We start from the raw sequence: 13,320 nt of genomic DNA, 5'->3' as shown, positions 1-13,320 counted from the left end.
TTCTTTAGAGGGGGCGCTGTAAAGAAGCTTTAACTGTCAATATCTTTTGTGATGGTGCTGGACAGCGGCTGCCAATGGTGTAATCTGGACAACGTTGTCAGTTTGTGCGCGCTGAGCGTTGCCACGGCTAAAAATACCGATAAATTCAGGTGAGGATATAACAATGAAATACTTACTGATGGGGCTTTTGTGCTTTTATGGGGCCGCCTCGGCGGCGGCTAGCTTTACTCAAGAGTCACTACAGAACTTTGCCGATGGCGCCGAGCTGCGCTTTGGCGTCGTTAGCAATACCGGCGCTAACGGGCATCAAGTGCGTATGATTATTATTAATCAGTCGCAACAAGGCTTACCGGCTGGCTCCTCAGATTGGTCGATTTATTTTCATTCGGTCCGTCAAGTTACGGCGGTGGCGGGTGATGGTATGGCTATCGAGCATGTTCAGGGAGACTTACATCGTGCCTATCCTACCGAGCACTTTGCCGGTCTTAAAGCCGGCGAAACGCTGGTGGTCAACTATACGCCCTCGGCTCATATCGTAAGTTACAGCGATTTTATGCCCCGCGCGTTTGTTGTGGTGAAAGGCTTGGAGCCTGAGGTTTTTGGCAATACTGACACTGAGGTGTTTAGCGATTTTGTCGACCCGATAAGCCGCCCCGAGCAACAGTTGCGCAACGCCAATGATAAGTTTGCAATTGCCACCGCCGAGAGTCGGTATCGCGCCAATCAAGCGCGTTCGCAGCCTAATATCAGCTCTGCTGATGCGCTGAAACGAATTATTCCTACCCCTGTAAAAGTTGATTACCAGCGTGGTGACACCCAGCTTGATGCGTCCTGGCGCATTGTTTACGCCGGCCGCTTAAAAGGCGAGGCGCAATACCTGAGTGCGCAGTTAGCGGATGTTGCGGGCCTGCAGCTCAAGACAAACCCAAGTCAACAGCTAAGCTCAGCCGAAACTGATACGCCAGTGATTGTGTTGGCGGTGGGTTTGCCCGATGAGCGTAAATTAACGCTGCCTGAAGGAGCAGAGAGTTACACATTAAGCATCGAGAAACATCGTATTGTCATTAATGGTCGTGATAATGCGGGCGCCTTTTATGGTGTGCAAAGTTTGCTGGCGTTGCTGAACCCTAACGCGCAGGCGGCATTGACGTTACCTCGTGTGCGTATCGCTGATGCCCCGCGCGCTAATTGGCGAGGTATGCATTACGACATGGGCCGCAATTTCCACGGTTTAGCGGTAACCTTGCGTCTGATTGAGCAAATGGCACGTTACAAGCTCAACAAGCTGCACCTACACTTGACGGAAGATGAGGGCTGGCGTTTAGAAATCCCAGGGTTGCCTGAATTGACTGATATCGGTGCCAAGCGCTGCTTTGACTTGGCTGAGCGTGACTGTTTACTTACTCAGCTGGGGACGGGCTCGGATGCGGATGGCTCGGGCAATGGTTTTTTTACCCGAGCTGACTTTGTCGAGATTCTTAAATTTGCCGCGGCAAGGCATGTTCAGGTCATTCCTGAAATTGATATGCCCGGCCATGCCCGCGCGGCGATTACCTCTATGAACGCGCGTTACGCTAACCTAATGGAGCAGGGCAAAGAGGTAGAGGCGCGTCGTTATTTATTAGCCGACTCGCAGGATGCGTCAAAATATTTATCGATACAAAATTACACTGATAATGCGGTCAATGTTTGCCTCGAGTCTACCTATACTTTCGTCGATAAAATCATGTACGAGCTGCAGCAGATGTATCGCGATGCCGGCTTAAAGCTGTCTATCTTTCATATGGGTGGCGATGAGGTCGGTAAAGGCGCCTGGACCGAGTCTCCGGTGTGTGACGACCTGTTCGCCCACCAGCTGGGGGTGTCTGGCCCCGCCGACTTAAAGCCTTATTTTGTGCGTCGCGTGTCTCAGTTGGCGAGTGCACGAGGTTTGTCTTTAGAGGGGTGGGAAGACGGCCTGATGTACGATGCCACCAATACCTTTAATCGCTCACAGCTGGATAATAAGCAGGTCATTGCCAATGCTTGGGACAATATTTGGGAGTGGGGTGTTGCCGATCGAGCCTATCGTTTAGCCAACAATGATTATCAAGTGGTGATGTCTCAGGCAACCCACCTGTATTTTGATCATCCCTACGAGGCGCATCCGGCGGAGCGGGGCTATTATTGGGCGGCCCGCGCTACTGATGTTGCTAAGGTGTTTGGTTTTATGCCGGATAACTTGTATGCCAACGCCGATTTCACTCGCAATGGCGACCCCATTACCGATGTCGAGGCCCTGGTCGGCCGCGAGTTGCCGGCGCTGGAAAAGCCCGAGAATATTTTGGGGATGCAGGGCCACGTTTGGAGCGAGACGATTCGCACCGCTGAACAGCTTGAGCCGATGATTTATCCGCGTGTTATGGCAATGGCCGAACGAGCTTGGCACAAGGCGAGTTGGGAGGGGCGCAATGCTGATTTCAGTGCGCGCGATCAAGCTTTTGCCGACTTTAGTCAAACCCTCGTACTAAAAGAGCTGCCGCGCATGGCGCGCGCGAATGTCGGGGTGCACTTGCCGGTGCCTGGCGCAGTTGTTGACGGTGGCCAGTTGCGCGCTAATGTTGCTTGGCCGGGACTTGCGATTGAGTATAAGACGTCAGAGGATGGCTCTTGGACTCCCTATGCTGATGGGGCCAAGCCTAGTGTTGGCGCGGGCGGCATTCAGCTGCGTAGCCGCGCGGGGGACTATACTAGCCGGGCGACCGCGGTGAGCTGTCCCGGTTGTTAATTAGCGCCTAGGGCCTGCGTCAGCTTGGTGGCTGGCGAGGCCCTTATGTTGTGGTTTAAGTGGTGGCTAAAAACAACGTTGTCAAACGATTTTTTTAAAAGCCTTTAAAAGTCATATTTTGGTGCTAGATTGGCGCCTTTTTAAGCCCTTAAAGCCATGATTTATATCATTAATGTAGGTTGTTGTTTGGGTGACTATAACATCCTTGGTTGATAATTGATGATAATATGTTCTTGACAACGTTGTCCTGCAGGCGGTAAAACTACACTTGTGATCTGACGAATACGTCTAACAAAAGTAAAGCAGCGTGTCCCGGGATCATTTTTTTGATACTTCAGTACCGGTAAGTGGGTGGGGTGTTAATCCTATAAAACGTTTGACGTGACTCAGGCTAACTGTAACGCGTATAGCTGTTAAAAATAACGCGCACAGTTGCCAAATAAAACAACGATAGTGAGGAGACAGTTATGGAAACTAACCAAGGTAAATTTCGCAAAACACTGCTGGCGACCAGCATTTCATCATGCTTACTGGCATCTGCCTACGTAAGCGCCCAAGAAGAGCCGATGATCGAAGAGGTTGTTGTTACCGGTATTCGTGCATCTTTGACTGATGCGGTCGATATCAAGCGCAACTCAACAGCTGTTGTCGACGCTGTTTCTGCAGAAGACGTGGGTAAGTTTCCCGATGCCGATTTGGGTGAATCTCTGGCTCGTGTTCCCGGGGTTTCTGTAGGTCGCGCCTTCGGTCAAGGGGCTTCGGTTTCCATTCGCGGTGCGGCACCACAATTAACATTAACCCAATTGAATGGTCAGGACGTTGCATCCACTGGTTGGTATGACCAAGTGAATATTGACCGTTCGTTTAACTACTCTTTGATGCCTTCTGAAGTGATTTCTGGCATGGAAGTGTACAAGTCTACTCAGGCTAACCTGAACGAAGGTGGCATCGGTGGTACGGTTATTGTGAAAACCCGCAAGCCATTGGATATGGATGCCAACACTACGTTTCTTGGTGTTAAAGGCAGTGTAGGTACCATTAGCGATGAGGTTGCTCCTAATGTTACCGGTCTTTATAGCTGGAAAAATGATTCAGAAACCTTTGGTATCTTGGGTTCTATTGTTTACAGCGATAACGAGTATGTTCGTCAAGGCGACGAGACAGATTTGACGTGGGGTGCTTCTGCTGTACCCTCACGCTTTGTTCAGCAACGTGAGCGTACTACCAGCAATATTGCCGTACAGTTCGCACCTACTGATGAACTTCAGTTTGGCCTCAATTACATGTCTTTGGAGTTGGTGGGTGATAATACCGCGACTTCTCTTTACTTGTTTGACAATGCGCCGGGCTCTTGTACCGAGTACAACGCTAGCAATGTTTGTGTTAAGCGTACTATTGCTGAAGGTGAAGGTATAAGAGAGTTTGGTCAAACCTGGGCTCGTCAGGGGACCATGGACTCTGACACATTCACCCTAGATGGCTCTTACGAAGGTGATAATTTCAGAGTTAGCGCTGTAGTAGGCAGCACCAAGGCTGAGGGTGGCACCGACCTGACGACTAACTTTGGCTATGTTCCATTGGATAGCGATGGTAATGAGTTTAAGTATGTTGGTAATGTTGATGCGACCGGCGATCACATTGAGCTGAGTGGACCGAAATCAGTTATTACTGTTGCCGATTTGGTCAGAGGGGCAGCAACCAGTGCTCCAGCTTCTTGGGCTGTGGGTAAAGGTCCTAACAGTGACGAAGAAGTTTATGGCCAAATTGACGTCGAAATTGATCTCGACCTAGGTGCCATTAACAAGTTCGAGTTTGGTGTTCGCACTACTGACCATGATGTTGAAAAGTCAGACTTTAAGTCAGTGTTAAAGGCGACCGCGGTAAGTGTTCCTACCGAAAGCTTGTACAGCGGCAGCGAAGATTTGGGCTTTACCGGAGCGGCGAGCTTCCCAGTGCCTGATGGCGATGCCATGGCTGCCATTACCCGAAAAAACCTTGATCGCTGGCAAGAAGCGCGCTCAGGTTACGCAACCATCAATGAGCAAAACGATGCCATTTACGGTATGTTTAGCTTTGAGACTGAAGGCGTAAGAGGTAATTTTGGTCTGCGCTATATTCACACTGATGCTTCTAGTAAATTCTACGCTATTGATGGCACCCCGCTGGCCGAGGGAGACTTTGCTGGTAACGAGTACTACAGCACCACACTGAGTGAAAATACCGCTTCCTACCATGACGTTCTCCCAAGCGTTAACGTATCTTTTGATCTAAGTGATCAGTTGGTACTACGCTTAGCGGCGGGTCAGGCAATATCGCGTGCAAACTACCAAGACATGTTCGCCTCTTCAAGCCAAAGTGGTTACTCTGACACCGTTCAAGGTAATGAGACTTTGACGACAGGTTCGATTGGGCTGTTGCCAGTTAAGTCTAGCCAGGCCGATTTGGGCTTAGAGTACTACTACGGTGATGGCAACTTGTTCTCTGCGACTTATTTTGTGAAAGATCTGAATAACTTTGTGGTCTCGGATATTAAGCAGAACCAAAGCATTGGTTTGGTTAGCCCAGACACGGGTGAGGATAACTGGACTGTAAGCGATCAAGTGAACGCCGGCGGTGGCACCATCGACGGTATTGAGTTGCAATGGAACCATGCATTCGATAACGGCTTTGGTACTAACTTAAACTATACCTTTACCGATGCCAAAGCACCGTCAGAAGTTTATGCGGATCAGCAGAGCATCTTTACTGAGTCATCTAAGCATAATGCCAACGCTGTGGTGTATTGGGAGAACGATGTATTTTCAGCTCGTGCTGCATACAACTGGCGCTCCAAGTACATGATTCGCGATGGTGCCTTCTACTACGGTAACCGCATGCACGATGCTTATGGCCAGCTGGATCTTAGCTTTAACTGGTACGCGACTGACATCATTACCCTCAGCTTTGATGCTAGTAACGTAACAGAAGAGGACGATCTGCAATACGGGGTGGCGCCTGCGTCTTCAGGCCTGAAGCCTGAGTTGTTGGACACATACCCAGCGTGGACGTTCAAAGGCGAAGCAACCTATACACTGGGTGCTAGCGTTAAGTTCTAATGCTGTGTTAGTTTAAGCTTTACTAAAACCCAACGTACTTGTACGTTGGGTTTTTTTTATAGCTAATTTTAGGGGATTGTAGTGAAGGTAAAAAAAATCGCTATTATTGGTGGTGGCACCGCCGGTTGGATGGCTGCCAACCATTTGGGCTTTGAGTTGCGTTTAGATCCCGAGGTTGAAATTACGGTCGTAGAGTCGCCTGATATTCCTACTATTGGAGTGGGAGAGGGCACCGTTCCTTATATTAGAAAAGCGCTAGATAAATTTGGTATATCTGAGGCTGACCTGATTGCCAACTGTGACGCGACATTTAAGCAAGGCATTAAGTTTATTGAATGGCTGGATCCAGCCGTTCACGGAAAAAATCATTATTATTACCACCCTTTTGACGCCCCTTTTCCCGCCGGCCGAGATGTTACCCGTTTTTGGTTGGCCAATCGCGAAAAATTCGACTTTCATGATGTTTCGGCGCAGTCAGGTGTTTGCGATGCTATGCGTTCACCAAAGAAAATATCTTCACCGCCTTATCAGGGCGAGCTAGGTTATGCTTATCATTTTGATGCGTTAAAGTTTTCTCGGTTGTTAGCTAAAAATGCTTTAGAAAAGTTTTCTATAGCACATAAAAAGGCGACTATTGTCGATGCCGATCAATACTCAGATGGATCAATTAAAAATTTGATATTCGACACTGGAGAAAAACAAAATTTTGATTTTTATGTTGATTGCAGTGGCTTCTCTTCTGTTCTTATTGATAAAAAATTAAATGTCCCCTTTGTTGATCGCTCGGATCAGGTGTTAACCGATACCGTTTTGGCTATGCAGGTGCCGACCGATGGACGTACGGAAATACCTCCTTATACCATCGCTAAAGCACATTCGGCTGGTTGGCTGTGGGATATCACCTTGCCTAATCGTAGAGGCTTAGGGTTTGTGTATTCCAGTAAACATATGTCGGACGACAAAGCCTTGGCTGACTTTAGTGGATATTTAGGTTTGGAGTCGGAAGGATTCTCACCACGAAAAATACCTATAAAAGTAGGCTATCGCCAAGAGCTTTGGAGAAAAAATTGCGTTGCTATTGGGTTGGCTCAAGGCTTTGTCGAGCCTCTAGAAGCAACGTCTATATTGTTGACAGACTTCTCCGCTGAGTATCTCGCAAAAACCTTCCCAAAAACTCAAGACGACATGGCGCTATTAGCTAAGCGTTATAATAAAACTCTTACTTACAGCTGGAATAGAACCATAGACTTTGTCAAATTGCATTATTGTGTCTCTGATCGAAATGATTCGAGTTTTTGGCAGGAAAACCGCAACCCAGACACTTTTTCACAAACCCTTCACGAACGATTACAGCTGTGGAGCCTTGTGCCGCCCAAAAAACAGGATTTTTTTAGCCGTTTCGAAGTGTTTGATGTGGAGAACTACTTATATGTTTTATATGGTATGAAGTTTTTGACTCAGCCGTCTTCCATGTCCGATTTTGAGATACGAGATAGCCAGAAACAAATAGCAATGATAGCCGATCAGTCAAAACAGTTGCAAAACGGTTTGTTGAGCCACCGAGAATGGTTGATGAAATTAAAAAAAGCAATGCTTTCTACTTGATGATTTTTTTAAAAGGCCACAAAAGAGTTTACGGTTAGCCGACCGGTTTTAGGGTTGGAATCAATACTTTTATCGCCTACTAGGGCTGAGTGCAATAGACAGCTTCGGTAAATAACCATGCGATTGAATTTAGCGTCGACTTTTCCTATGCGGGTAAAATACTCGTTAGAATCGGAAAAATACCCACGCTTTACTGGGGCGCGCTCTATATCGTTAAAGTAAATAGCCTCAAATTTCTTCCGGTCTTCAAACGCAATGGTTTCGTATCCAGTTTGGTTGTGTCGGAAAAACGCCGTGCCGCCGTGATCCTCATTACATAGATAAAGAAGTGCTGCAAACTGATAAGGGTTGGCTGAATCAAAGTGCGGAGTCGATTGAACTTTACGCAAGTTTTCGGGCTTTATAGTGATAAGCGACATCATGCAATCGGCTTTATTGAGCTCCCAATCGGCAGACAAACCATTGTAGGTTGATAATAGCAGCGATTTGATTTTGGGCATTATCTCGCGTGAGTACTCTTGGGGTGCCGGCAAGCGGATGCCTGGGTAAAAGTTACAGTGCCCTTGGTACTGTTCAAAATCGCCTTTTTGAACGGCAAAATCCACTAACGCTTGAGGGTTTTTCAAGAAGTTATCAATAATAATAACCTCTTGATTCTCGTTCCCAAAGTTAGCAATCTCTACGTGGGACTCTGCGTTTAGTGTATAGGGGGTCTGGTGACTCATGGTTATATTGCCTTTGTTGGTTTAATGCTTTTTTACCAGAATAATCCGCTATTGCAAGATCTTTAGTTTTTTTGTTTGTGAATATTTTTTCAAATTTCCGTTTGTGTCATTCATCTAAACTTTAATTTTTGGCCCCAAAACCTATCCGTAATGTGACCTTATGTGACGTTTATGGCTTTTTTGTAGATTATCCTTGACAACGTTGTCCTGGCGGGCGTAGAAATAGTCTCGCTATGGGTGCGATAAGTCGTCTTGATGCTGGGTTGCTCCAGAATAAAACTCAATTCGATTGGCTCCAGAGACTCGGTCTGCCCGACCAACTTTAAAGCCATCGAGCGACATAGCGATTTAATAACAATAAGTTACATCACATGTGAGGACATAATTGTGAACATGAAAAAAGATAAATTTAAACGTAAAGTGCTGGTGTCGAGTATCGCGTCTTGTTTAATGGCGTCTGCCTATGTCAGCGCGCAAGATTCTGATCCAATGCTCGAAGAGGTAGTGGTTACCGGGGTTTACGCATCACAGCAAAGCGCGGTTAACACCAAGCGTGATGCTGCATCGGTGGTTGATGCAATTTCCGCCGAAGATATCGGCAAACTACCCGACGTTACCATCTCTGACTCGCTGCAGCGTATTCCTGGTATTCAGGTTGAACGAACGGCCGGTGAAGGTGGCCCAGTTCAAATTCGTGGTATGGCGGGTGTGGCGACCTCCTTGAACGGTGAAACTTTCTTGAGTGCAACAAGCATTGATACCTCCAGTGCTGATTTTGGTGATCTGCCCTCTCAGCTGTTCTCAGGCGCTGATGTCTACAAAGCCCCTTTTGCTTCGCTAACCAGTGTTGGTACGGCCGGTACTGTAAACCTGAAAACCCGCCGTCCGTTCGACCTTGATGAAGGTTGGACGTTTTCTGGTAGCGCAGAAGTTGACCATGGCTCAATCAGTGATGAGTATGATCCTACCATCAGTGGCTTGATTGGTTACAACGCCGATAAGTGGGGGGTTTTGGTCAGTGCGGTAACCACAGAGAAGAATCTGGCGACTGATTTTAACGGTTGGTTTGATACTTCAGAAAACGGTGGTATTGGTGCGGCGCGTGCAAATGGTGGCGCTGACCCAGATATGCCGGATGTTTATTACATGGTGCCGCAGGGCTTTTCTGCTTACTATAAAGAAGAAGAGCGTCAGCGTGACGGTGTAAACGTTTCTTTTCAGGCGGAGTTGAGCGATGGTGTTGAGTTGGTTGCTGATTACTTCTACAGCGATCAGGAACGCTATAACCGCCGTGCCGGTTTTTCTTCAAACAACCGCTGGCAGACTTTTTCTGATTATGCCTTCCCTCTTAACAATGAGATCGGCGAAGGCTCCTGGACTTATCAGCCGTCCACTGACGGGGCTGCACCGCAGCAGTGGGTGTCACTCAATTCAGCTTACGAGGCGCGGCCTCTGCGTTTGCAGTCCTTCAGTCAGACGAACTTCAATCTGGAGAATTCAGAAAATGCCAGCGTTGAGCTGAACTTTGATCATGGCGGCCCGCTGACCGGCCAGGTTCGGGTTACCACGGCCTCTGCTGAGCACCAGATGCGTCACGGTTATGGTGAGGGTGATGTGCTGGATACCGTTGCATCAAACTTAAACGGCGGTAAGGGCGGATTTGTTCCCGCCTCATATTGTGGTGGGGGCGATGATATTGTTGGTGATCAGGGAGGCTGTTTTGTCGATTATCAGGCGGATAGTATTTCTGACACTGACTGGATGATGACTTACCAGCAAACTGGCGAGGACATTACCTTTGGTGGCCTTGATCGTGTGGTAAATGGCGGTCAAGGTGAGATGTCTGTGTATGATTACATGGCGAGCATTGATAGCTATCATGTAGGTGCGTTCTCTTCTGAGAATAATACTGATACTGAAGGAAGCCTGGATACATTTAGCACTCGCTGGAATTATGCCTTCGATGATACGCCTTTTATTTCAAGTGTTGATGTGGGTGTTCGTCAAAGCCGCCGCACTGTAGAGCGGGCTGAATACTCCTTGTTTGGTGGGTTGGATGAAACTGGCGATTGCTATGCTCAGTGGCGAGCGGTTGACCAGGTAGCTGAGTTCCCAGATGTTTGTAATAAACCTGACGATGAGCTGGGTGAAATGGTTGATGGCGAGTGGGTACCTTATCAGCTTTTGCCTCCTACCCGGATTGATGAGTTTACCGATGTAGTCTGGATTGATGATTACAGTGTTAATGGTGCGCCGGGAGTTTGGGCTATTGACCCTCGTGAGTTTGATGATTCAGCGGCATTTATGGATCGCGTATTTGGCGACAATATCCGCCTTGATAATGCTGGCAACTCTTATGGCGTAGAGTTAGATGAGCTGAGTTACTTCTTACAAGCTAACTTTGAGGCGGGCCCGGTTAGCGGTAATGTGGGTGTTAATGTTATCGAAACGGATTTGTCTATTCGTCAGAACTTGGTCGGCAGCCCTAATTATTCTCATTCTGGTACGGCTCCTGACGTGGGTGATGTGTTAACCGAGCGAAGCTATACCGATGTTTTGCCCAGTGTGAATGTTAACTACAGTGTGACTGAGAGTGTCGTGCTGCGTGCTGGTTATGGCGAGACCATGATGCCCGTGGATTTGTTGCAATGGGGTGGTGGTAAAAGGGTAGGTCAGACGTTCGACAGTGAATGTGCCTGTATGCGTATTGAAAGTGTTAGTTTTGCGGGTAACCCAGATCTTGAGCCCACACGTTCTAGCACTCTAAACTTGTCAGCGGAGTGGTACTTGGGTGCAGCCTCGATGATCGGCGCTACATATTTCCAGCTGGATATCGACAGCTTTGTAGAAAACGGTACTATCAGTGTGCTTGAGCCAGATGCCGACGGTGTCAATCGCGGGCCGAATGATGGTTATTGGACTGCCTCGGCATTAGTTCAGGGTAGTGGTGGCAGCGTCGAAGGTGTAGAGCTGCAGGCTAAAGTTGCTTTTAGCGATATAACCGACAACTTTATGTCTAATTTTGGCTTCGACGTTAACTACACTTTGTCTGAGAGCTCTCAGGATGCAGAAGGTTTTAACGGCGAAGAGCTTCCCTTCCCGAACAACTCTGAGGATACCTATAACCTTGTCGGTTGGTTCGAGAATGACTTCTTGTCGGCTCGTCTTGCGTATAACTTCCGTTCTCCGCGTTTGATTGAGGGCGGTAGCGACACTACTGGTGGTCAAGGATTGTACCAGGACGAATATGGCCAATTGGATATGAATGTGACCTGGGATGTCACTGATAATGTTGCCGTTTACCTGAATGGCTCCAACATTACCGAAGAGCTGCAACAGACTTATCTTGAGTTTAAGGAGCAGAAGGCATTCCAGAACGTTTACGAAGCTCGCTGGGCACTGGGTGCACGGGTAAACTTCTAAATGTTTTAGTAGCGCAAGAAAACCGCAGGCATTCATCTGAGTGCCTCGCACCTTTCAACCGCCGCAAGGGCCGTAAGGCTTTTTTGCGGCGGTTTTTTTATATATGCTGAGCTGATAGTTTATGTTTTAGGCGTGTGCGGCGGGTAGTTCGCCAGATCATATTGAGAGCAATAACAAAAAAGATGATGAGGTTGAACGTGCATAAGGTAAACAGCATTGTGATTGTTGGTGGCGGTACTGCCGGTTGGATGACCGCCGCTAGCCTAAGCAAGCATTTTCGCAAAACAGATATAAACATTACCTTAGTTGAATCCTCTGAGATCGGCACGGTTGGGGTAGGGGAGGCGACTATACCGACGTTACGCCGTTTTTATGCCGAGCTGGGTATGGACGACTTAGCGGTTATGAAGGCCACTCAGGCGACCTGTAAGCTCGGGATTCAGTTTGAAGGGTGGCGCAAGCCCGGTGAGTCTTTTATTCACCCGTTTGGGCTGTATGGGCAAAAAGCCAACGGTATTGAGTTTCACCACTACTGGATGCGGTTAAAAGAGTTGGGCGATACCAGTGCGTTGGCCGACTACTCTCTGGGTGTGAATCTTGCCAAGCAGAGCAAGTTTATCGAGCCGTCGCCTAACCCTCCCTCAGAGCTGTCGGTATACGACTGGGCACTGCACTTTGATGCGGCGCTGTTTGCCAAACTGATGCGGGAGTACGCCGAAGCGCACGGTGTAACTCGTATCGACGCTAAAATTGATGCTGTAAAGTGCGGCGCCGAGGGGATCGAGTCGCTAGTGTTGGGCGATGGACGCACGGTGAGCGGCGATTTATTTATCGATTGCTCGGGTTTTAAAGGGCTGCTGATTGAGCAAGCGTTGCACACCGGCTACCACGACTGGAGCGAATGGTTGGTGTGTGATAGCGCAGTAGCCGTGCAAAGCACCCGCAGGGGTAGTGCGCCGCCTTATACCGTTAGCCGCGCCCACAAAGCCGGTTGGCAGTGGCGTATTCCGTTGCAACATAGAGCCGGCAATGGGCTTGTGTATTGCAGCCGTTATCTCAGTGACGATGAGGCTATTACCACGTTAAAAGACAATATTGACGATGAGCTTTTGCACGAGCCGCGCCATTTTAGTTTTACCGCGGGGCGGCGTAAGCTGGCCTGGAATAACAACTGTATTGCGGTGGGTTTGTCGGCGGGTTTCTTAGAGCCGCTAGAGTCTACCAGTATCGCCCTAATTGAAACCGCGATCGAGAAGATCCGCCGGGCGTTTACCAAGCCGTGGTACACCGCGCAGGGCGTGGCTCAGTTTAATGACCTGACCGCGCAAGAGTACGAGCGGGTGCGAGATTTTATTATTTTGCACTACAAACTCAGTCAGCGCGATGACGGTGAGCTGTGGCGTTACTGTCGGGATATGCCTTTGCCCGATATGTTGCGCGAGAAGGTGGCGGCGTTTCGGGCGCGGGGCGATTTGATTCGCTACCCGATTGAAATATTTGGCGCCCCAAGCTGGATGGCAATTTATGATGGGTTTCATTACTTACCCGAGCAATATGACGAGCGAGTAAAGCAAATGAACCCCGAATACTTACAAAAAGCCTTGGGCGAGATGCGTCAATCGGTGGCGAGTGCGGTGGCCTCGGTACAAAGTCACGATGATTTTATCGCCGAGCATTGCGCGGCAGATGCGCCGGCGTAATTGCT

General features: G+C 48.5%; 6 protein-coding genes. 5 read left to right on the top strand and 1 reads right to left on the bottom strand.

Annotation, left to right across the window (positions count from 1 at the left end):
• Positions 1-163: 163 nt before the first annotated feature.
• The 3 genes from ACGHAD_RS13215 to ACGHAD_RS13205 all read left to right on the top strand — a co-directional run bounded on the left by ACGHAD_RS13215 (position 164) and on the right by ACGHAD_RS13205 (position 7,467).
• Positions 164-2,767 (top strand): family 20 glycosylhydrolase, encoded by a 2,604-nt coding sequence (locus tag ACGHAD_RS13215; protein ID WP_382418250.1) that lies wholly within the window; start codon positions 164-166, stop codon positions 2,765-2,767.
• A 467-nt stretch (positions 2,768-3,234) separates the two neighbouring features.
• A complete protein-coding gene (locus ACGHAD_RS13210) occupies positions 3,235-5,862 on the top strand; it encodes a TonB-dependent receptor (protein WP_382418252.1) in 2,628 nt (875 codons plus the stop codon).
• Between the two features lie 81 nt (positions 5,863-5,943).
• Positions 5,944-7,467 carry a tryptophan halogenase family protein gene (locus tag ACGHAD_RS13205; protein ID WP_382418254.1) on the top strand — a complete coding sequence of 508 codons (1,524 nt, stop codon included), beginning with the start codon at positions 5,944-5,946 and terminating at the stop codon, positions 7,465-7,467.
• A gap of 8 nt (positions 7,468-7,475) precedes the next feature.
• Here ACGHAD_RS13205 and ACGHAD_RS13200 read toward each other — a convergent pair whose 3' ends face one another.
• Entirely contained in the window at positions 7,476-8,192 is a 717-nt protein-coding gene (locus tag ACGHAD_RS13200; protein WP_382418256.1) for a DUF6445 family protein, read from the bottom strand.
• Positions 8,193-8,585: 393 nt separating this feature from the next.
• Between ACGHAD_RS13200 and ACGHAD_RS13195 the strand changes: the two genes are divergently transcribed.
• A complete protein-coding gene (locus ACGHAD_RS13195) occupies positions 8,586-11,615 on the top strand; it encodes a TonB-dependent receptor (protein WP_382418258.1) in 3,030 nt (1,009 codons plus the stop codon).
• 197 nt (positions 11,616-11,812) lie between these two features.
• The gene (locus ACGHAD_RS13190; protein ID WP_382418260.1) at positions 11,813-13,315 is read left to right on the top strand and encodes a tryptophan halogenase family protein; all 1,503 of its coding nucleotides are present in this window, start codon (positions 11,813-11,815) and stop codon (positions 13,313-13,315) included.
• The last annotated feature ends 5 nt before the right edge of the window (positions 13,316-13,320 follow it).

The organism is Gilvimarinus japonicus, from assembly GCF_042847215.1.
Classification (GTDB): domain Bacteria; phylum Pseudomonadota; class Gammaproteobacteria; order Pseudomonadales; family Cellvibrionaceae; genus Gilvimarinus; species Gilvimarinus japonicus.
Note: the sequence above shows the minus strand (reverse complement) of the source record. Positions and strands in the feature narration are given on the sequence as shown.